Origin of the sequence: Candidatus Borkfalkia ceftriaxoniphila (assembly GCF_004134775.1) — a bacterium.
In the GTDB taxonomy this organism is placed as follows: domain Bacteria; phylum Bacillota; class Clostridia; order Christensenellales; family Borkfalkiaceae; genus Borkfalkia; species Borkfalkia ceftriaxoniphila.
The window spans coordinates 332,767-354,521 of the sequence record NZ_SDOZ01000002.1; the positions used below are offsets into that span (position 1 = coordinate 332,767).

A 21,755-nucleotide genomic window follows, 5' to 3' on the forward strand; every position below is an offset into this window, starting at 1 on the left:
ACCTCCGTTGAAAAATTACAATTTCATTCCCGAAGCGAAATCGCCGCTCTGGAAATGCTTTAAACTGAGAGAGGTCGTAATGACCAGAGGGATGGAACAGACGACGTACATCGCGTACTGCGCGCCGCGCCGCTGCATGGATTCCAAAAGTTCTACCGTGGACTGAATGACGGGCATCAGCGTCTTTTTATCCGCCGAGGAAATGACGAGGCCGGGCCACAGGTAGTCGTTGTACTGCGCCGAGAACGTACCCACAAAGTTCAAAAGAAGTATGGGGAGCGCGAGCGGCAGTACGAGATAGATGAATATTTTGACGTCGTTGGCGCCGTCCATTTTGGCGCTTTCGAAGATAGAGGCGGGCTGCTGCACGAAAAACGTGCGAAACAGGAACAGCGCCCCCGCCTGACCGCCGCCGATAACGGGCAGCCAGATGGCGAAATAACTGTTCATCAGATTGGCTTTGGTGATAAAGTCGAGCAGCACGGGCATTCCCATGACCGAAGGTACCAGCAAAATGATGATATATACCTTGAACAGAAATTCGCGGCCGAAAAATTGCTTGCGCGAGAAGATATACGCCATCACCGCGCCCAGCATCATATTGAGAAACGCCCCCACGAACGCCACGAAAATACTGTTGAGCATGGGGCGCCAGATGCTGTTGAACGCAAGCGTAAAATTATCCCTGATCGCGGAAAAAGAGATCGCAAAGGAAAAGATATTCGCCGCGATCGCCGAGTGCGGTTTTAAACTGTTCAGGATCGTCACGTACAGCGGAACGAAACTGAAAACGATGGAGAGCGTGACCCACGTCACGACGAAGATCTGCACGCCGAGGCGGTCGGATTGTTTGATTCTGGCACGTTTCATGTCAAATATCACACTCCTCGGTCTTTATTTTCATATTGAACACGGTGGCGACGATGAGCACCAGGAACATCAGCGTGGCGTATGCCGAAGAAAGCCCGTAATCGCCTGCCTGCAATTTTTTGTACATGAGCACGATGGGGATATTCGTCCCGAACTGCCCGTCAGTCGTCATCAGAACGCGCCCGAAATTCTGCACGGATTGAATGAACGCGAGAATGAACACGTATTTGATCTGCGAAGAGATCATAGGAAGGTCGATCATCGCCATCCGCTTCAAGAGCGGACAGCCGTCTAACTCCGCAGCCTCGTAATAGGAGGACGGGACGTTCATCAGCGCGCCGTAGAAGATGAGATAGGAACCCACGAACGGGAAACCCATCATGATCAGCGACGGGATGCCGTAATCCTGTAAAAACAGAATGGACGAGGCGTCTTCCCCCGCAAAAATCTTATATACGAGATTGAGCACGCCGTCCACCCCGTAGATGCCGCGCGTCCAGATGAGCAGCGTCGCGATACCCGGAAGCACGGAGGGCAGAAAGAGCACGATCCGCGCGAAAGTGCCGTACGATTTGTTGCGCATCAGCGACAGGCAGAACGCAAAGACGACGGGCGGCACGAGCGCGATGACGATATCCGACACAAGGAATATGAGCATATTCCGAAAGGCAAGAAGATTATCCGAGTTCGTGAATATTTCGATATAATTTTCGAAATTGTTGAAGTGCATCGTCGGATTATCCCGCGTATAGTCGAAGAACGACATCAGCATGGAGGAAATGCCCGGATAGTAGCAGAACAATATCAGCATGGCGAGCGACCCGAGAATGATCAGGTACGTGACCCAGTTGCGCGCCATGCCTTTGAGCGTTACGACGCAGCGCTCCGCATACCCTTTCCTGAACGCCGCCAACGCGGCAAAAATTGCGACGGCGAGCGCCAGTGCGCCGAACACGAGGCTCAAAATGCCCAACGTGTTCATCGTCCCCTTTCGGCTCAACGTGTGGATATCCGCGGAATAGAGTTCCTTGTAATCGGGATTGTCGCGGTTGCTCCCCGAACAGATGACCAGTAGGCGGTTGCCTCCCGAGGGCACTGCCATATTCGTAATATAGAACGCCACGTCCGCCTGATACAAGACGCGCCCCGCGTTCGTATCGATCGCGGTCACCGAAGAAATATTATTATAGGCGATATATACGGTGCCGCTCTCGCGGTGGAACGCCATCGCGCCCGTCGCGGGCGTATTGGGAAGTTTATGGGAATACCCTTCTATTTCGTTGAAACTTTTGTCCAGCGCCGCAAATTCCGCGTCCGCGCTCGCCACGTAAAAACGGGCGTTCGCCTCGTCGTACGATACGGATTTCGCCGCCAGTTGTTTGCGCGCCGTGCGGTATTTCGCCGCGTCGTACGAACCCGCGTCGAGCGTCACGGTGCCGTCGCCCGCAATTTCGGCGTTCAGATCCTTTAACTCGTCCGCAGAGAGAAAGGGAAAATCGTTCAAAGAAAAATCTTTTGCGATGCGGTGGTACTGCCCCTCGCCCGTGACGACAAAGAGATGGTCTTCGTCCGCGTACATTCCCACCACCGTTCCGGAAACGACGGGCTGAAAGGAATATTTTGCGCCCTGCTTGACGCATGTGTACATTTGTCCGCGCGCGACGGGCTCGCCCGCCAGATCGTTTTTATCGTATTTGGCAAAACGGGTGTAACGGGAGGCAGGCACGGCGAAATACACGAAATCGTCGTCCACGGCAAGGGAGAGATATCCCCCGGGAAAAGCGCGGATGAATTGCTTTTCCAGCGAGTTCCCCTTGTCTTTCACCCAAAAAAGATCGTATGCTTCGTCGAGCACCAGCAACCCGTCCAGTTTGGGATCGGAGGCAACGGAACGAATGCCCTGCCCCTCGGTTATGACCGTTTCCGCCAGTTTTTCGCCCTCTTCGCTGAGTTTGACGAGATTGCCCGCGCTGTCGCCGTAATACCAACCGTCGTCGGTGTACGAACGCGCGATCTTCGTGACCGTGGTGCCCTCCGCCGACGCGACGACGCTGTTGTGCGGCATGCGCGAAAGAAGGATCCCGCCCGTCAGTAAGAGCGCGAGCGCTAAAATTGCGGAAACGAGCATGGTCACGAATGCCTTTTTATTGCATTTCATTGCGAGTCCTCCGTCAGACGATCGGGCTGGTACCGGGCTTTTTCCAAAGTTCTTTGCTCCAATTCATGCCTTCGCACAGTTTATTGTATCCCGCGCGCACCGCTTCGTCCCAGGTCTTCTGGAAATCCGCGATCGCATCCGCCGCCGAATCGTATTTTCCCGTCTTGTATAACTTATGCACCACGTTCACGTGCGCTTCGCGGCTGTCGCTCTGCCCGTTTACGTGATAAATAAAGTTGTTGTTGTACCAGTTCACGTCGCACAGCCCGTTGAACTGTATCTTATCGCTCTCGAAAAACTGTTTCCAAGTTTCGGGAATGGCGAAATCGAGCACGGTGGACAGTCCGTCGGGCGCGATCTTGTTGCCCTGCAAGGCGTTGTAGTAAATGGACTGGCCGTACGGCGACATAAAGAATTTCAAAAAGTCAATATTCATTTTTTCCTGCATGGCGTCGCTCTTATGGCGCAGCACGGAAAGGTATCCGCCGTTGCCGCCCACGTCGCGCACGAAATCGGTCGTCACGTGCTTTTCCTCGTGATCGCAAGTCATGCACGGATAATCGAAGAAATCGATGTCGAACCCGCGCGATTCTGTCCCGAACGTCAGCCCGAACCCCGTGTAATCGAGAAGAACGACGGGCGACGATTTTCCGGTCGCGCTCATGAAAGAATCGCGCACTTCTTCGAATTTCACGGTCGTGAAATTGTCGGGCAGATAGTCGCGTATTTTATAGAGATTATCCAGAAAACAAGCGAATTTATCGCTGTTCGCGCCCACGTAGGATATGTTTTTCCCCTGATTGTATTCGTTGTTTTCGTCGAGGAGGGAATTCCAGAACCGCGTGTGACTGGGATTGTAACCCTGATTGGATTCGGGCTGCGGATCTTCGAGATCGAAAGCGAATTCCAAATTGGAATCCGTATAGATCGCGTCCCCTTCCTGTACGTTGATATTCGGATACAGATCGCGGTAATATTGGTCGCCGTAGACGCGGAACAGCCAGGCAAACTGCGATTCGTTGACGGACGCGCTGTCGCCCGCAAGGCCCAGGGGATTTGTGTAACCCGCTTCTTTCAAAGCGGCGCAAAGATTGACCAGATCGTCCCAGGTAACGGGCATTTCCGCTTTTCCGTCCTCGTTTTTATAGCCATTTTCCACCGCCGCTTTGAACGCCGTTTCGTTGACGAACCAGGCGGTGGAGAGAGATTCGCTGTTCATGATATAACAGGCGGTGTTGCTTCCCGACTTATCGGTGATGTACGCGTCGGTCGAGAGCACGCTCTGCCACATTTTGGATGCGCCCTCCTCTACGTCGGGATCGTCTATCTCCTTTCCCGCATAGTGATTTTCGTCGAACAACTGCGAGGAAAGGTTGATCGCCGCGCTGCTCACGTTGGAAACGCGGTTGCCCTGAAAGATATCCCAATCGGTATTGGCGTTGTTCACGGCGTTGGTCACGTCGTTGAGATAGGTGCCGTCCGAATGGGCGTTGAGGCGCACGTCCACACCCGTCTGAATTTTTTCGTAGGCTTTTTCCACCGCTTCCCAGCCGGGTTTGGTCTTGCCGAACACGATATCCACGTCGACGGAACCCGCAAAGTTGTTGTCGCCCGACGCGTCCATGCGTTCCAGGTTGGGATACAGATCGTCCGCAAGCCCGTCAATGTGCATGATGCGCTCGTCCGTCGTATTGCCGCCGCCGTTGCCGCCGCAGCCGACGAGCGTGAGCGACATTGCGAGAGCCATTGTAAACGCAATCCATTTTTTCATTGTATCTTTCTCCTTTTATGCTTTCGACGAGAGTGCTTCGAGATAATTTCCCAAAATCACGCGCTCGCCCGCAAAATGATCTTCGTCGCGCTCCCAGACCGCCGCGTGAGTGGTCGTGCGGCGGATCAGTTCGTTTACTTTTTCCTTACCGACGAGTTTTTCCAGCATGGTAAATACCTGATAATCCTCGATGCCGTCGCGCACCGATTCGAGGCGCAGAGATCCGACGGGACCGCTTTCGCCCACTTTCGCGCCCGGATAGATGAGTTGTCCGTTGCCGTAGGTCTTGCTGCCCTCCGTCCACTCGCCTTCGCGGTTGTTCCAGCCGTCGCCCGACCAGTAATTGACGCTCCAATACAGAAAACCGCTCACGCCGTTCAGTTTTTGCTGCCAGAACAGAATGCGGTACGCCACGCCGGGTTCGGTCGTGTTCAGCGTGATATAGGGATCGGTGGGTTGGGAAGTCACGTACCACCACGCCTCGTCGCCGTCCTGTTCGACCATGTTTTGAATGCGTTTCGGATAACTGCCGAATTTCGCGTCGAGTTCCGCTTCCTGCCCCTCTTTATACAGGCATTTCCCGCCCACGATCTGTCCGTATTCGCGCAGCGTCGTGTAAGCGTAGGTCTTGGGAACCCAGATATTGATATAGGGACGCAAAAACTCGATCCAGTCCTGCGTCTTTGCGGTGTCGTACCACTGATCTGTGAAAAAGGGAGAGAGTTGGCGGTAACCGGGGTAGCACTCTTCCAGCCACTCGCCGTACATTTTGATCCACCCCAGTTTCTGAATCTCGCTCGGGTTAGGTTCGTCCACCAGATAAAAGTAGCCCTTTTCGTTCCATTCCTCTTTCACGGAAAGTTTGGTATACGCCGCGCGCATGGCGGATTTGATCTGTTCGTCGCCCTTGCCCGATTCTTTATTGAACTTGAATCCTAAAATATTGAAAGCGTTGACGCGCGGATCGTCGAGATATTCGTCCACGCGCGGATCGTCGAGCGCATAGGGAAGATCGTAAGCGTTGACGCGGTTATCCAACAGATAATCGTAGAGCGTCTTATAATCGTGCCCCATCAAAGTATTTTTGTCGATCCACATTGCCGTGCGGCAGACGGTGTCGTCCGATAGGACGAAATCCCACACGTGCAGAAATACTTTGGCGGTCTTGATCTGGCGCCCCGCCCCGTCGAATACTTCGAGCGTCGCGGTATATTCGCCCGCGGGCGTATCCGCGGAAGTTTTCGCCTGCAATACGAATCCGACAGATTCGTTGGCGTTTAAGGTAAACGTTGCGCCCTCTTTGACGGGAGGGATCGCGTCGGGCACCTCTTGCTCCATGTTTTCGAAAGGCATGGTAAAATAATACTGATAGAAGAGGGAAACGGGAACGATGTCGCCCTTTTCCGAACGGAAATCGCTCGCCGCGAGCGAAAAGGATTTTTCCGTGGCGGCGCTCAAAAAGAACTGGCAATTTTCCTTTTCGTTTTTGCCCATATAGATTTTATACGTATCGCGCCCCGTAGAATGGGTATCGCCTTTCGCCGTTTTGGAAAAGGCGTGCGAGAACCACAAGTTGAGCGCGCTGTCTTCGTACGTTGCGTCGATCTTGGTATAATCGACGGGGATTTCCCTGTACTGTTCGAAACTATCTTCGGGCGGCGGCGAGGGCGGAACCTCTTTTTCTCCGCACGCGACGAGCGCGAACAAGCACAAAAATGCCGTCATGAGAGAAAATATCTTTTTGATCTTCATACACTTTTTTCCGAAATTTCCGTTCATCGAGGAGGGAAGACGCCTCTTGAAAAGCACCTTCCCCCTTTGAACGATGATCATGTGTTAGAATCCGAGAGTCAAGAATAAATCATAATTGAAAGCACCGCCTTCACCCACGACCAAGCTTGCTCCGGAGAACGTTTTGAAGAACGGAACGACCGCTCCCTCCCAATCGCTGCGCGTACAATGGCTTGCATCAATTACTTTTTCAAATTCAGCGCCCGCATCGGCATTTGCGCAATCCATAACTACGCCGAATCCGTTTGCTTTACCCGTCCAACTGTTGCCGTTAAACTCTTTTATCGAAGAAGGCAACACGAGCCATCTTGCAGCCACGCCGTTAAAGAATGCATTGGACCACTGGAAACAATCGGTCATGGTTTCCACACCGCGGGGAACGCGAATGAAGTTTGCCCCGATGATATCGATATAGCAGCCTACCATAACGGTATCGTCGATTTCGGTGGGAACGCGAAGTTGCGCAACGCTTTCCATCGCAACAAAATTGTGACTACCGATATTCTTCACGTTATTATCGGAATAATCGAAAGCACCGGCAGCGTTCGGCGTCATCACGCCGATGATCAGCGCGACCATCGTCTTCATCCAGGTAGCGATCTCTTCGTTTGCATATGCTTTGGCATTGAATACCGCTGCACCGATACCCGTTATCGGCTTTCCGTTAAACTCGGTAGGAACCGTATACGCCCCGACAGGCGCCAAAGGTTCGCCCGCTTTGACCGTATCGTAGAAGCCGACCAAGGTATAAGATTCGCCGTCGTCATTTAAGATAAATTCGGTGCCGTTGCCGTCTTGCTCGATGGTCTTTCCGCCGTTATACGTCATTGTCGCTTTTGCAAGATTGGCAGACGCCGCGCTCGTCAAATAATACCAAAGATTGGAATTTCCTCCAAAGGTGATCGCCAAAGCCTCGTTGGCATTGGCAAACGCACCTTCCGCACTCTGATTTTTAAGCGTGGCGGGCAATTCGATTTCGACCAGCGCGGGGCAATTTGCGAAGGGCGCGCGGCTCATATCTACCGTCGCTCCGTCGGGGATAACGACTTTGGTCAAATTCTTACAGTTATAGAAGCACTGCGAACCGACGTACGTCACCGTTGCGGGCAATACGACTTCGGTCAATGCGTCCATTCCGTAGAAGTTATAATCGCCGATACTTGTAAGTTTCGCCTCGAACACGATCGTTTTTACCTTGCTCAGAGGATTGGAGTTTGTCCCCTCTTCGTCGTTTCCATAAGGTTCACCGCTGAGCGCGTCGTTCGCCAATGCCACGACAGGTTTACCGAGCAGCGTGGCGGGAATGGTCAGGGTGTCCGTAACCGTACCCGTGCAGCCCGTGATCGCGTAGCCGCCTTCCACGGCTTCGAACGCGAAACCGGCCAGGCGCACCTGCATATCGGCAGTTTCCGCGGCGTACAGGGTATTGTAATTATAATTATAAACGGGCGTTATTTCTTCCAGTTTCCCTTTGTACTCAGAATCCGTCACTTTCGCAAGCAGAGCCGCCCAGGATTCCTCGCTCCCCTCGTAGTTGATCGCCGAAACTTTGCTGTTCAGGAAGAAATTTTTCAAACAGTTCAGATCGGCAAACGTAACGGGAAGAGTAATGCTTTCCAAAGCATATTCCGTATCCGAAGAAGGCGAACCGACGTTTCCTTTCAAAGAAGTCGTGCCGCGGGGAATATTCAAGGTCTTTAAAGAGGGTACGGCAAAGAAAGTATGCTGTTCCCAGTTCTCGACAGATTTGGGCAGGCGCACGGTTTCCAAAGCGTCCATATCATAAGCGAAATATTCACCCAACGTCTTGACGGTATCGGGTATGTAAATATAGGTGACCATATCCAGCCAATCGATGACAGATTCATCGTCGCCGGCATCCAGATACCCTTCAAAGGCCATGGCTCCGATCTCCGTGACAGGTTTATTGTCTACAAAGGCGGGCACGAATACTTCCGTCCTGTCCCCCGCGGAGGTAAAGCCGTCGAGACGCCACGCTTTACCATCGTCGATGGCGGTGAGTTTCATGTTGGAGGCCTTTTCGATGGCGCACTGGGTATGATCCAGCCCGTCGCATTTAAAATGCCCTTCCACGCCGCAAGTCGTCGCGGCATGGTCCATATCTTTTCCGCAGAATTCGCAGTGGAGACCGCAGTCGTATTTTGTCCCGACGTGCTTATCGGGAACGATGTTGCCCTCTTCTTTCCTGATATCGCCGCAAACGGAACATTTGTACTCGTAGACGGTTTTGGTAACGCAGTCGCCTTCGATGATTTTATCCAACTTATACTCATGCTCGCCGCCGTACGCGGGAATTTCTTCCTGCTGCTTTTCATGGTCGACGGAGCACTCGCGCTCTTTCAGTCCGGGCGTTTCATGCGTTGCCGGCTCGACAATCTTCCATTCGCCCCATTGATGCGCCGCAGTAATAGGACGGGTCTCTTCCTTTTTGCAGATACTGCAAGTCCGCTTTTCCGATCCGTCCACCGTGCACGTCGCTTCCGTCACGACCGTCCATTCCGACCAGTTATGATCGCACGTGTCCTGATCGGGCGCACAGGCAGTCAGTAAGCCCAAGCCGACGACCATAGTCAGAATCAAAGCCAGAACTCTTTTCACTTTCCTTTACTCCTTACTTTTTATTATTCCAAGCCGCACGGAAACCGCGCCGCCCGAGAAACCGTTAAAATGTTTTTTCTTGTGCCAATGGCACAAGAAAAAATTAGGGTACCCTAATTTTTTCTTGTGCCAATGGCACAAGAAAAAATTAGGGTACCCTAATTTAAAAAGGAAATATTTGGTTACTACGGTAACTTAATAATTTTTATTTTTCGTTTACACGTATAACTTACCCAAAGTATATCATGAGAAAGAGCCTTTGTCAATACGTTATGAAAAAATAATTTGTGAAAATTTTGTAATAAAAAGACCGCCCGCATAGGGAACGTTCCCTATGCGGGCGGTCAGCGGACAATTCAATGATTTCTTTATTTTTCGAGCGCTTTCATGACCTCTTTTTCAAAGCGGAGCGTGTGCGGCGCGCCCGCGCCGCCGTAGGTCAGGGAGTTGTGCATGTAGACCGCCGAAACCTGTTTTTCGGGATCTACCCAAAAATGCGGTCCGTAGGCGCCGCTCCAACCGAACGAACCCTTTGAAAGCGGCTGCGCTTCGCTCTGCGCGCGCAGGGCGCGTACGCCGAGCCCCCAGTTGAAAATGTCGCACATCCCTTCGATCGTATCGTCCAGCCAGGGTTTTTTCATCAGACCGACGCTCTCTTTCGTCAAAATTTCGCCGCCGCCCGCTGTGCCGCGGCGCAGCATTTCGGCGAATTTCGAGTAGTCGTCCAACGTAGACAGCAATCCCGCGCCGCCGCCCGTGTAACCTGCGGGAAAATCATCGAAATTGTGAAGCGTTTCGAAATCTTCGAGCACGCCGTCGTGACAGGCACAGGAAAGAACGATATTTTTCTTTTCGAAATCTTCCAGACGATAGGAAGTATGATCCATATGCAGGGGCGCAAAAATATTTTTCTGCACGAAATCGCCGTAAGGCTCGCCCGATACGATCTCGACGACGCGCGCCACCGTATCCAGCCCGAGCACGGGACTGTACATCTGCGCGGATCCGGGCTCGAAATCCAGCCACACGCCCGCGTAACGATTTACCGTTGAGGCGAGCGTATCCCCTTCCCGCGGTTTGACAGAGGAGTACTGAAAATCGCCCGCAGGACCCGAGCCGAGCCCCGAAGAATGCGTCAGAAGGTGCAAAAGCGTCACGGGTGTTTTCGCCGCCTCTCCTCGCTCAAAGCCGTTTTCCGTCTTTCGGGCGAGAAACATCCGCGAAAATTCGGGCAGATATTCGCATAAGGGCGCATCCAGCCGCAGAAGCCCCCTCTGGCGGCAGACGAGCGCCGCCGCCGCAGTGACGGGCTTGGTCATCGAGGCGAGGCGGAAAGCGCTGTCTTTGCCGAGAGGCATCGTTTTTTTCGCGTCGCCGTATCCGACGAATTCGCGGAACAGACATTCCCCGCGGCGGTAAACCGCGGCTGCGCAACCCGAAATTTTGCCGCTTTCCACCATTTCGCGCATAAAATCCCGTATGCCTTGAAATCCGTTCATTTCCTGCCTCCGTCAGAAACGGGCGCCGTCGAGCCGCGCTTTAAAAGGCGCATGGGCTCGATGTATTTGCCCGTAGTATCCTGCATGATGTTGTCGTATAATATTTGGAAAATGCGCGCGCCGTACGCCTTGCCGCTCTGATCGAGCGTGGTGAGCGGCGGTTCGCACTGCCGGCTCTTTCCGATATTATCCACGCCGATGACCGAATAATCTTCGGGCACGCGCTTATTGCGGTTTTTGGCAGCCTTCATCGCGCCGATCGCCATCAGATCGTTCGTCGCAATGACCGCGGTCACTTCGGGGTGTTCGTCCATCATGCGCTCCATGAGTCTGCCGCCCAGTTCCTCCGAGGTGGTATACGGCCAGCCGCCGTATTCGATGGCGGGCACGCCCGCGTCCAAAAGTTTTCGCATGGCGATCTTGAACGCGGGCAGGCGCACGTCGTAATAGCACGACTCGTCGAACGCGCTTAAATACCCGATATTCCTGTGTCCCAGTTCCTTTAAATAGGCGACCGCCTGCATAAAGCCGTCGTACATATCCGACATGATATAGGAAACGTCGGGAAGATAAGTGCTGCGCGAAAAATCCGCAAGTACTTTTATTCCCGCGTCGCGAAGTTCGCAAAGGAGTTCGTCCGATAAAAAATCGGGCGCGGCGGAAACGAAAATACCGTCCACCCTGCGCGTGATGAGATGGTTGATATACCGATCGACGTTCCCGAACGCATCGAATATATACACGATATAGTCGTTTTTGAGCGCTGCTTCCTGCATGCCCTTGATGACGTCGAGTTGATAGACGTTTGTGATATCCGCCGTCATGAACGCGAGCGTGTGCGACTTACTGCCCGCAAGCGACTGCGCGATGCGGTTGGGCAGATAATTGAGCCGCTTTGCCGTTTCGAGAACGCGCTCTTCCACCTCGGGCGAAAGACGCTTGGTGCCGTTTAAGACATAGGAAACGGCGGCGGAAGATACCCCCGCCTCTTTGGCTACGTCTTCTCTGCGTACTTTTTGTCTTTGTTTCTGTTTCTTTTCCATACCCGCCTCATCCGTAACTGTTTGTAACTTTCAAAAGGGTTACCGGTTGTTTTTCTTTCAGTTTACCACAAAACGGCGGCTTTGCCAACTTATTTTACGTAAAAAATACCGCCCCGTTTTCGGAGCGGCAGGAATTTTTCAGCGCAGCAGCGCGCGCACGTCTTTTACTGGAATGTCCATGCGGACGGCGATCTGCTCCGCGCTCATCCCCTGTTGTACAAAGCGGCGGCAGACGGCGCGCATATTTTCCCCGATCTCCAAAACATGCCCGTCGGGATCGTACAGGCGCACGGTGCGCTGTCCCCAGGACTGTTCTAGCGGTGGATGCACGTAGCGGACTTCGGCCCCTTCCAATTTTTTCAAAAACGCGTCGAAATCATCCTCCTCGAAGTACACTTCCGCGTCGTTGCCGCCGAAAACGACTTGCTTTTTGCCGATGAACGCTTCCCACGTATCCAGAGTTTGCAGGCTGAGCCCGCCCGTCAGCGTCACGTTTGCGCCGAAATCGGCGACGACGCGCAGCCCGAACACCTCTTTATAAAAGGCGACGGAAGCCTGCAAATCGCGCACCGCCAACAGCATACTTTTCAGTTTCATAGAATCTCCTTTCTGCGTACGGGCACCCGCAATACCGTGCGCAGTTTTTCGGGCGCGGTTTTGCGCGGATCGCCCAGATAGATCTCGTGATGATACCTTCCCGCGCGCTCCAAGCCGTTTTCGCGAATGTAGGCGTCGATGCGCGCAAATGTAGCGGGTTCGTCGTCGTAACTTCCGAGGTGCATCGCCTGCACGCAAAGTCCCTCGCGGATAACGCGGAATTCCGCTTTCGACAGATCCAACTGCGGTTTTTTTGCAAAAAGGCGCTCTTTCGCCCAAGCAAACACGTTCCCGTCCACGAATTCGGGCTGGCGGATCATCGAAAGCCAGCAATATTTATCTTTATCGGCAGGATCTCCGTCCTCTTCCATCCACCAGAATCCTTCCAGGGGCGGCACCACGTATTCAAAATAGCCCGCGGGCGTGTCGCCGCTCATCTTGCTCATTTTGACCGTGAACGACAGGCCGTAAAGTATTTCCAGCGCCGCTTTATAATCTTCGCACGTGTTCGGATTTCCTTTTCCCCTCACGCAGAAATACCCCATTGCGGGCACGTCCGCCTGCACGGGCGCACATTTGGGCATATACAGATCTTTATATTCCTTTTTATAATCGAACGCCATTTTCAACTCCTTTTTCTATTTTTGGGCGCGGGAAGTTCGTCTTTCACGGCTGCAACGAGTTCGCACAGAAAGCCGCTGTTTGACCAATCGTCGAGAACGGGCATGGGCTTCGCGCCCGCATACGGCGGGGCGCATCGCGCGCCTTCAAGCATCATTTGCGCGCTCGGCGTGGGCTTTACGAACAGCGTATCGTCGCAGACCAGCGCAAAAACCTTGCCGTCGACGAACAAACCGTACTCGCCGAACATTTTTTTGCAGGTGACGCCCGCGGGCGCGAACGCCTCGCAAATCTGTTTTATGACCCGATCGTTTGTCGCCATGTTTCGAGATCCTCCTCATTCACGCGGATAAACACGCGCACGCCTTCTGCGCCGTACTCTTCGAAATCCGCGACGAAGGCGCGGGGCAATCCGCCCGTCCAAAGTTTTTGCCAGAACTGCGCCACGGCGCGCGGCGCGTTCTCCGTTGTGCAAGCGAGCGAAAAGGCGACGTACAGCCCCGCGGGAATTTCCACAGCGCGCCCGCCCGAGGGCAAGGCATCGCCCTCGCAGCCCACAAAGGCGGTGTAATCGTCCGTTTCGTCGCCCGCATAGTCGGTATAGACGCAGTAAGAGGCTCGCGCATAGCCGAATGCCTTAAAATATTTTTGCCACAGAGAGCCGATGACCGCGCCGCAGTCGGGCGCGCCGTTGTTGGTGCGTGCGGCAAATCCGACGAGCCGCATCGTTTCCGTCCGTATGATTTCGTACTTCATGCGCTTATTATAGCACGGCAAAGATGACAACTGTATGTCATCTTTCCTCATAATTTCGCAAAATGCCCGAAACGAACCGCAAAAACTCATTGCGGAGCGCTTTCGGCTCGCAAAGCGTCGCCGCGGCGCCGAAGCTCAAAAGCCATGTGAACAGGTTCTCCGCATCCGCGAATCCGAAACGGAAGTACAATCTGCCGTCCTCCCGCACGGTAAAACTTTTGCGGCCGAATTCCTCGCATAGCCGCCAAGCCGCCGACGCATCGAAGAGCACTTCCGCCTCGATCGCGGTCGGGAATACGCGCTCCGCGCTCAGATCGGGCGGCGCGGGCGCGCGCGGCTCGAACCGTTCGGGGAGAAGAGTGAGTGCGTCCATGCGGTTGAGTTTAAACAAACGGTATCCTTGCCGCGCTTCGCAATAGGCGTAGAGATACCAGGAAGACCACTGAAAGATAAGATAATACGGCTCGACAACGCGTTCGCTCTCCCCGCCGCGGTTTAAATAGGAAAAGCGCACCCGATACGAATTTTCCATCGCCGCCTGCAAGAGAGAAATTTTGGGCGCGAGCGACTGTTTATAATAGGAAGAGAGATCGATGAGAACGTGCTCCCCCGCGGCGAGCGTTTCGGGCGCGGAAGCGCCCAGTTTCTGCATGAGCGTCCTGTACTTGTTGTCGCCGCTCACGCTGTCCAAACTTTTCAGCCCCGTCAGCACGGCGCGCAGTTCTTTGGCGGTCAGGAGCGTCCTGTCGAGCGTGAAACCCTCCATCAGCGATATGCCGCCGCCCGCGCCCTGTTCGGTCAAGACGGGGAAACCCGCGAGACACAGCGCCTGCACGTCCCGCACGATGGTGCGTTTGGATACTTCGAACTTTTCGGCGAGTTCTCTCGCCGTCGTTTTGTCTTGCCGCAAAAGCACCGTCAGAATGCCCAAGAGCCGATCCGTCTTCATACCTTTACTCCTTCTTCGGTAAATTATACCATAATGGCCGCGTTTTTACAATCGGAAAACAAATTTTCGCCGCGGGGCGCGATTTTTGTCGCGTTTTTTCCGCGGTTATGCTATAATTTGTAAGATATTACATACAAAGAGGCAAATTTATGAAATTCATGCGCGGCGTCAAGGACGGGATCCCCATCGCGCTCGGATATGTTTCGGTCGCATTCGCCTACGGCGTGCTCGCAAGGGAGCACGGCTTTCCGCTGTGGTTTCCCATTCTCGTATCGCTGACCAACTTTACGGGCACGGGGCAGGCGGCGGGCACAGACCTGATCGCGGCGGGCGCGGGCATATTGGAACTGTTCACGACCATGCTCATCATCAATATCCGTTATACGGTAATGTCTTTGTCCCTTTCCCAGAAAATGGGCGAAGGGTTTCCGCTTTGGCAGAGGCTCGTCGTGGCGTTCGGCGTGACCGACGAAAACTTTGCCGTGGCGGTGCGCCAACCGAACAAACTCACTTTCCCCTATCTTTCGGGGCTTATCGCCTGCTCTTATTTCGGTTGGGTTTCGGGAACCGTGCTCGGCGCCGCGCTTGGAGACATCTTTTCCGACGCGCTGATGAGCGCGTTCGGCATCGCGCTCTCCGCTATGTTCGTCGCGATCATCGTACCGCCCGCAAGGGAAAACAAGAGCATCCTTTTTCTCGTGCTCTTATCCGTCGCAGCGAGTTGCGCGTTTTATTTCATTCCGTATCTGAACCGCGTGCCGTCGGGTTGGACGATCATTCTCTGCTCCGTCGTCTGCACGGCAGTCGTATCGCTCCTGTTCCCGCATGCCGAGCCCGAAACGAGCGAGCCGAAGGAGAAAGACGATGACGCTTAAAAGTATGCTGCTCGGCTGCCTCGTGATGGCGCTCGTCACCTATGCCTGCCGCGTCGTGAGCATGGTGCTGCTCAGAAAAAAGATACGAAATCGGTTCGTTCAATCGTTTCTCTACTATATTCCGTACAGCGTGCTGGCGGTCATGGTGTTTCCCGGCATCTTTTTTTCCACGAGTTTTCTCGTTTCGGGCATTGTCGGCGCGATCGTTGCGCTCATCCTCGCCTTTTTTAAGCGAAGTTTGCTCGTCGTTTCCCTCGCGAGCATCGCTTCCGTCTATCTCGTGGAACTGATTTTAAATTTTTTATAAATTTTTCCGAAAAATAGTTTACTTTTCTTAAGATTTATGTTAAAATTTTAGCATATAGGAATTGCATATTTGTCTGAACAATGTTTGTCACAAAAAAAGCACTTACCCATATGAAATTTTAAAAGGAGGATGCTTTTTGTATGGCAGACAAGACAATCAAATGCAAGGATTGCGGAAATGATTTTATCTTTACCGAAGCCGAGCAAGCTTTTTATAAAGAAAAAGGCTTTGACAACGAACCTGTAAGATGCCCCGATTGCAGAAAAGCCCGCAAGGCTCAGCGCAACAACGGCGGCTACGGCAGAAAACCGTACGGTTCAGACCGTTACTAAGAACAAAAAAGCGGATTCATACGAATCTGCTTTTTAATTTTCTAAAAAAGGAGGTTTCCGAACGGAAACCTCCTTTTATTTTAAACTGAAAAAACCGCTCTTACAACGATTCCCGAATGTTCCGAAAAAATTTGCGCGTTTGTTAGTATTTTTACATATGTAAATTGGATAACATAGTAGTATATCCATAAAAAAGGAGAAATCTTCTATGGAATTAAGTCAGGCATATGCAACGCGCATCAAACAACTCATGAAAGAAAACCGCGTCAACCTCTACAAACTTTCGAAAATGAGCGGCGTTCCGCACCCCACGATCTCTGTGCTCTTATCATGCAAGACCAAGGATCCCCGAAGTAAAACCATTCTGAACATCTGCCGCGCATTCAATATGAATTATCGGGAATTCTACGATTCCGCACTGTTCGATCTGGAAAATATTTCTGACGACGATTGATCTGAAATAAAAATCACCATTGCCGTTAAAAAAGTAATCAATATGGACTGCCCAACAGGTTATGTAAAGCAATACCGACATGATTTTTTCAGCAAAAATCCCCCTTATATTAATCATAAGGGGGATTTTATTGAACGTTATATCACTGTGTTATTTTACATTCGGAGATCTCCATTGAAGAACTGATCCCGCCGCCGTTGACTGCAAAATATACTTTCAGCGAATCGCTGTCGCCTATGTATTGTTCGTCGATCACAAGCGCGCTGAATTGTTTAAACTCTTTTTCCCCTAACTTATAATACGTCGTAACCGTATTGCCGCTTCTTACGATTTTTAATGTGATTTCACCGCCTGTATACCCGATTTCCGTACCGCCGACGCCGCTTGCGCCCGTATTCAGATTGCCGTAACTTTCCAGTTTATAGTCACCTGTCGAGCGGACAAACATATAATTGTTTTTTTCGGTCAGAAACGTCAGTCCGGCAGTCGCTCCGTCAAGGTGAATGTTCAGTTTTGCTTCGAGAACAAAATCCCCGTTCAAAACAGTGTACATTCCCGCAGGCGCGTTATCGGGCAGCCCCGCACCCGCGATCCTGTACCCGTTCTCTGTTTTTATGATTTCACTCGTCGACGTAAATTGCCTCCCGAATACATCAACCGTACTTCCCGAGGGTATACCTGTTTCCGGTTGTTCATACGGCGTCTGAATCAACGAAAGTTCTGTAAACTGTGCAGCCTTTACCGCCCCGCCCGCACCGTCTTGCGAAGCGAACAGCCAAAATTTGAATACGGTATCGGCATTGTAAGACAGTTTAATATCATTGACGACTTTTGTAAACGTTTGACCGTCTGCTGAATACGCGGTATACAAAACTCCGTTTTCCATCGCAAGTCTGAAATAGATCCAGCCATCTATATTCCCCGCATTGCCGCTCCCGCAACCGTCTTGCATACTGCCGTAACTGGAAATCGTACCGTTTTCCGAACGGATAAACATATATTTCCCTGCGGGATCCTGTAACATCAATCCGCTCTTTCCCAAACCGTCGGTACGGAATTTTGCAGTAAACTCAAAGTTTTGCGATATGTTGAAGTAAAAGCCCGTAGGGTCGGCATCGTTCCTGCCCTCTATACTGTTTACGATAACGCTTTCCGCTTCCCCGTTTTGCCCTTTTACGATATTAGCGCCTTCCGAGGCAGTCAACGTAATACCGTTTACCGAAACCGTCTGACCTGCGGCAACGATTTCGCCCTCGGGAATCTCTTCACCCGGCTCCGAAGGCTCGCCCGCTTCGAAAAACTCTTCTGTATAATCGGTAAATTTTGCCATGACCTGCGTACTTTGATCGTAATATGAAGAAATCGCACATAAATAAACGCGGATATTTTGACCGTTCAGCGCCGAGGGAAGTTCTCCTTCCATAATTTTCGTAAAGTCGTTTTCACCTTCAAGTTTGTAATAGGTACTGACCACGCCGTTTAACCGACTCAAACGGTATGTAACTTTTCCGGTGACTTCCGGCCCGTCGTCGGGCGACATCCCTCCGCCGGCGAGACTTCCGTAACTTGAAATTCGCCCGTCTTCCGTACGCACGAACTGATAACTTCCGTTGGACAGAATTTCGATGCCCGCTTTGCCGAGTTTACCCATTTCAACAGAGACGGTGACGATAAAATCCTTGTCTGTTTCAAAATATGCGCCCGTAGGATTATTTTCCTGATATCCGACAATGCTCGTAACCTGAATGCCGTCATCGACCGCAGCCGCATACTGATTTACGCCCCAGGTTTTACCGAAGACTTCGATCGTAGTCCCGTCGGGTAACGGATCCACAGGCTCTGCGCCCCCGCCTTTCGTTGTAAACGACAGTACTTTCTGCGACATCTGACGTTCGCTGCTGCCGTGAACGGCGTATACAGACCAATAATATTTCGTTCCTTCGCTGAGATCGATCTGTTCCTCAGTATCCAGCGGATAATAAAGCGTTGTGAGCCCGACGTTCTTATCGAACAGCGGCGTGCTCAGATCGGAATATTTCGAAACGACCAAACGGTATGAACAAGCATGATCCGCCGCCGTCCAACTGAACGGAACATTTTCCGTACGGACCCGATCGCTCTGCGCCACAGGCGATAAGCCTTTAAACTCTTCTATTTCTACGTCCTTTTCGATGCCTTCGACCGTAAGCGTGACCGATTCTCCCGCGGGAATACGTACATCGGGTATCAATGCCATGCAGCCATCGACGATCTCATATTCGTTCCCGTTATACCTCGCAGCGCCGCTGCCTTCCTGTACCCTGACGTAAACGTCGCGGATCGCTTCTTGTCCCGAAAGGTTGTTCAGCGTAACGCTTGTTTGCTGATTCGTGAACTTACCCGAAACCTCGATTTTCCCCTTTGCCAGCATACGGTCGAAATCCACCCCGATCGCCTGCCACTTTCTGGGAATTGCCGGGAAAGTTTTTATATACTCGTCCGTTTCCCCGTCGAACATCATGGCGCTGATCGCCATAACGTAAGAACCGTGCGAACCGAGTTCGGGAGAGCGTTTAAAATCCTCCGAATCGTTTACGTTCTCGGTAAAATACCAATCATCGTAGAGAGAACTCGGCCGCAGCATATATCTGGTAAACTCATACGCGAAATCCGACAGCCCCGCGCGCGCCGCAACGGTAGCGGACCAACCCGTGTTAAAATGATAATCGAATTGTCCGCTTTCGGCAATCGAAACGAGCGTTCCCGCCAGATTGGGATCGTTATAAGGCAAGAGGTGGTACCAAAAATACACGTTATTGGTCGGACCGCCGACATAACCCGTACCCTCAGTGATCATTTCGGGGATTTTTGCCGTTGTATGCCCAATCGTATACATTGCCTTATCCGGATCGTACGTCACAGTAAACTGATCGTTATAGGGAGGCATATCGGGAAGCCGTTTGAGCCACTCGTCGATCTCTGCGTTTTCGGCACCTGTAAATAATTCGGGATACTCTTCGCGCAGATCGCTGATCGTGATCAACGAATACACCGCCGCCATCGACTCGGAAAAACTGCCTGCAGAATAATTATCGCCGCCTGCCCAAACGCCTTCATGCACCCAAATGCCGTCTATCTTTTTAAAGAACGACATCATCATACGGAGTTGCCCAAGCATGATATCTTTGGCAAGCGTCCTGTCCGTATCCAAATATTCCGCCTGGTTTAAAATGAAACCGGCCACGTTTGCACCGGCAAACATACTTACCCAACCCTGCTCGTGCCCGACCTCGGGACCGCGCGTGGGAGAACCGTCCCATCCCGCGATCCAGGGGATCAGGTATCCGCCCGTAACCGCTTCGTGCGAATGCCCCGTCTTGTCGGCATATCCGCTTTCGGCATTGGCGCGCAATGTATCCCGCGTATTCGCGTACCAATCGATTGTAGTCTGCGCCAGGTCCGTATGATTGGTCATCATCAGCATATACTGCGATAGAGAAAGGTCGAATTCGGGGCAAGGTCCGCCGAAGAATCCCGCAACATTGTTCGAATAACATCCGGGCGGAACACGCGTTCCCGCCATGGAAACGGCGTGATAATATAGCGACCTTACATACCATTTTGCCATGCCGAGATCGGGAATCGAAACTCTGCCGGCATCATAAAACGCTTCATACCAATCCTTGGCGTTCTGAACCGCAGCGTCGAATCCTGCTTTGACCGCCTTCTCCGCAATCGCCGCAGCGTTCGCGCTCGGATCGTGATTTTCTTCGAACGTCAGATCCGATTCGGGCGCAATGTAAATATATATGGGCTGGTCGGTAGCATTAAACAGAATCGTACCGTCGTTTTGCACCGTAAAGCCCGCATCGCTCACGGCTTTTACCTGTACGTACGCCTTATTTTCAGTATCCTTGCGCAAATTGCATTTGGCGAGATACCCGTCTTTTTGAACCTGATATTCTAACCCGCCGAATACGGAATCGCGGACGGTCAGGTTAAACATAAACTGTTTTTGTCCTCCGTTCGTGATCCGATAAATCACCGTTCCGTCTTCATTTACGATCATTTCTCGCGAGGATCTGATATACTCGCCGCCCACCGACAACGTGAGATCGGTCGTAAGCACGCCGCTGTCGATGTCAACCGCCTGTTTATATGTGCAGGTATCGTCGTCGAGCATATCTCCCTCGACCAACTCGCCGCCCACGTTATATCCGCCCGAAAAAGTAAACGGATCCACCTTGATCGTATCGTCCCACCACAGGTCGTAGATAAACTGCGGATCGTCGCGGTAATTGCTGCCTATATAGGAAGGTCTCTCCGCTTTGGGCGTCATAAATCCGTAAGGGCTGACAAGCAGAGAAGTTCTTCCGAACCCGACATAGGGATACTCGAAATGCGCTGCGCTAAAACGGTCGTACCCCTGTTTTACAAGGTCGGAACGGTTCAACAGTTCTTCCCACGAAAGATTATTGGGCGTGAACATTTCGAACTGCACGTTTTTAATGCGCGTATCGGCACCCCGGGCGAGCAAAGCAAAATATTTGTTGCCTTTTTTGATCGCACAATCTGTGCGCTGTTCTACCAACGTGCTGTCTACGTAATACGAAACGTCGGTTCCGTTTAAAATGATTTCCAGCGAGTACCATTTTCCGATCTCTGCTTTTATATTTTTTTTGCCCTTTCCGTAGCGGTCTGAGCCGCTCGGAAATTTCATCACGGCGCCATCGGCGACGGAGAGCGAAAAAGTAGTTAACGAAGCATCCGAAGTTTCAACTTCTTTTTGGGAACGGAATTCGATTCCCGCGGAAGCGTCGGCAGTCATCAGTTTTACCTGCGCTTTAAACGTTATGTAATCCTGATCCACCTGCTTTTGATAAACCAGCCGCCCCGCTGCTTTATCTTGTTTCTGGTAAAAAACATTGTCTGTGATCTCCCAAAATCCTTCCGTGCCCTTCCAGTCTTTTTTCACGATTTCGACTTGCCCCGCCTCTTCTTTCACGGAATTGTCGGGGGGATCTTTTTTCTTATCCCCGCCGCACGCTGCCGCTGCGGTCAAAAAACAGAAAGCCAAAACCAAACTGATAATCAGCATTGCACTCTTTTTCAGCATATGCTTACGCATCATTTT

General features: G+C 52.1%; 17 protein-coding genes. 4 read left to right on the forward strand and 13 right to left on the reverse strand.

Annotated elements, in window-relative coordinates; genetic code table 11:
* Positions 1–15: 15 nt before the first annotated feature.
* The 12 genes from ESZ91_RS01630 to ESZ91_RS01685 form a co-directional block, all read right to left on the reverse strand.
* On the reverse strand, positions 16–870 hold the full coding sequence (locus tag ESZ91_RS01630; protein WP_129223462.1) for a carbohydrate ABC transporter permease: 855 nt from the start codon (positions 868–870) through the stop codon (positions 16–18).
* A 1-nt stretch (position 871) separates the two neighbouring features.
* On the reverse strand, positions 872–3,028 hold the full coding sequence (locus ESZ91_RS01635) for a carbohydrate ABC transporter permease (protein ID WP_129223464.1): 2,157 nt from the start codon (positions 3,026–3,028) through the stop codon (positions 872–874).
* A 13-nt stretch (positions 3,029–3,041) separates the two neighbouring features.
* The gene (locus ESZ91_RS01640; protein ID WP_129223466.1) at positions 3,042–4,799 is read right to left on the reverse strand and encodes an extracellular solute-binding protein; all 1,758 of its coding nucleotides are present in this window, start codon (positions 4,797–4,799) and stop codon (positions 3,042–3,044) included.
* Positions 4,800–4,814: 15 nt separating this feature from the next.
* The gene (locus ESZ91_RS01645; protein WP_129223468.1) at positions 4,815–6,632 is read right to left on the reverse strand and encodes a DUF4091 domain-containing protein; all 1,818 of its coding nucleotides are present in this window, start codon (positions 6,630–6,632) and stop codon (positions 4,815–4,817) included.
* Between the two features lie 3 nt (positions 6,633–6,635).
* A complete protein-coding gene (locus ESZ91_RS01650) occupies positions 6,636–9,209 on the reverse strand; it encodes a leucine-rich repeat domain-containing protein (protein WP_129223470.1) in 2,574 nt (857 codons plus the stop codon).
* A gap of 368 nt (positions 9,210–9,577) precedes the next feature.
* Positions 9,578–10,708 carry a serine hydrolase domain-containing protein gene (locus ESZ91_RS01655; protein WP_129223472.1) on the reverse strand — a complete coding sequence of 377 codons (1,131 nt, stop codon included), beginning with the start codon at positions 10,706–10,708 and terminating at the stop codon, positions 9,578–9,580.
* The gene (locus tag ESZ91_RS01660) at positions 10,705–11,751 is read right to left on the reverse strand and encodes a LacI family DNA-binding transcriptional regulator (protein WP_129223474.1); all 1,047 of its coding nucleotides are present in this window, start codon (positions 11,749–11,751) and stop codon (positions 10,705–10,707) included. The genes ESZ91_RS01655 and ESZ91_RS01660 overlap by 4 nt, the downstream gene beginning before the upstream one ends.
* 138 nt (positions 11,752–11,889) lie before the next feature.
* On the reverse strand, positions 11,890–12,348 hold the full coding sequence (locus ESZ91_RS01665; protein ID WP_129223476.1) for a VOC family protein: 459 nt from the start codon (positions 12,346–12,348) through the stop codon (positions 11,890–11,892).
* Positions 12,345–12,971, reverse strand: a complete 627-nt coding sequence (locus ESZ91_RS01670; RefSeq protein ID WP_129223478.1) for a GyrI-like domain-containing protein — start codon at positions 12,969–12,971, stop codon at positions 12,345–12,347. The genes ESZ91_RS01665 and ESZ91_RS01670 overlap by 4 nt, the downstream gene beginning before the upstream one ends.
* A 2-nt stretch (positions 12,972–12,973) precedes the next feature.
* The gene (locus ESZ91_RS01675) at positions 12,974–13,291 is read right to left on the reverse strand and encodes a TfoX/Sxy family protein (RefSeq protein ID WP_129223480.1); all 318 of its coding nucleotides are present in this window, start codon (positions 13,289–13,291) and stop codon (positions 12,974–12,976) included.
* Entirely contained in the window at positions 13,267–13,776 is a 510-nt protein-coding gene (locus ESZ91_RS01680) for a GyrI-like domain-containing protein (protein ID WP_129223482.1), read from the reverse strand. Before ESZ91_RS01680 ends, ESZ91_RS01675 begins: the two co-directional genes overlap by 25 nt.
* The gene (locus ESZ91_RS01685; protein WP_129223484.1) at positions 13,763–14,674 is read right to left on the reverse strand and encodes a helix-turn-helix transcriptional regulator; all 912 of its coding nucleotides are present in this window, start codon (positions 14,672–14,674) and stop codon (positions 13,763–13,765) included. Before ESZ91_RS01685 ends, ESZ91_RS01680 begins: the two co-directional genes overlap by 14 nt.
* 149 nt (positions 14,675–14,823) lie before the next feature.
* On the opposite strand from ESZ91_RS01685, the gene ESZ91_RS01690 reads away from it, so the two are divergent.
* From ESZ91_RS01690 to ESZ91_RS01705, 4 genes are all read left to right on the forward strand, one after another.
* Complete coding sequence (locus tag ESZ91_RS01690) at positions 14,824–15,549, forward strand: AzlC family ABC transporter permease (RefSeq protein ID WP_129223486.1); 726 nt, start codon at positions 14,824–14,826, stop codon at positions 15,547–15,549.
* The gene (locus ESZ91_RS01695) at positions 15,539–15,856 is read left to right on the forward strand and encodes an AzlD domain-containing protein (protein ID WP_161971001.1); all 318 of its coding nucleotides are present in this window, start codon (positions 15,539–15,541) and stop codon (positions 15,854–15,856) included. Before ESZ91_RS01690 ends, ESZ91_RS01695 begins: the two co-directional genes overlap by 11 nt.
* Positions 15,857–15,996: 140 nt before the next feature.
* Positions 15,997–16,188, forward strand: coding sequence for a zinc-ribbon domain-containing protein (locus ESZ91_RS01700; protein WP_129223490.1), 192 nt, complete (start codon positions 15,997–15,999; stop codon positions 16,186–16,188).
* Between the two features lie 208 nt (positions 16,189–16,396).
* The gene (locus ESZ91_RS01705; RefSeq protein WP_129223492.1) at positions 16,397–16,642 is read left to right on the forward strand and encodes a helix-turn-helix domain-containing protein; all 246 of its coding nucleotides are present in this window, start codon (positions 16,397–16,399) and stop codon (positions 16,640–16,642) included.
* Positions 16,643–16,784: 142 nt separating this feature from the next.
* Here ESZ91_RS01705 and ESZ91_RS01710 read toward each other — a convergent pair whose 3' ends face one another.
* Positions 16,785–21,752 carry a family 16 glycoside hydrolase gene (locus ESZ91_RS01710; RefSeq protein ID WP_129223495.1) on the reverse strand — a complete coding sequence of 1,656 codons (4,968 nt, stop codon included), beginning with the start codon at positions 21,750–21,752 and terminating at the stop codon, positions 16,785–16,787.
* Positions 21,753–21,755: the final 3 nt, after the last annotated feature.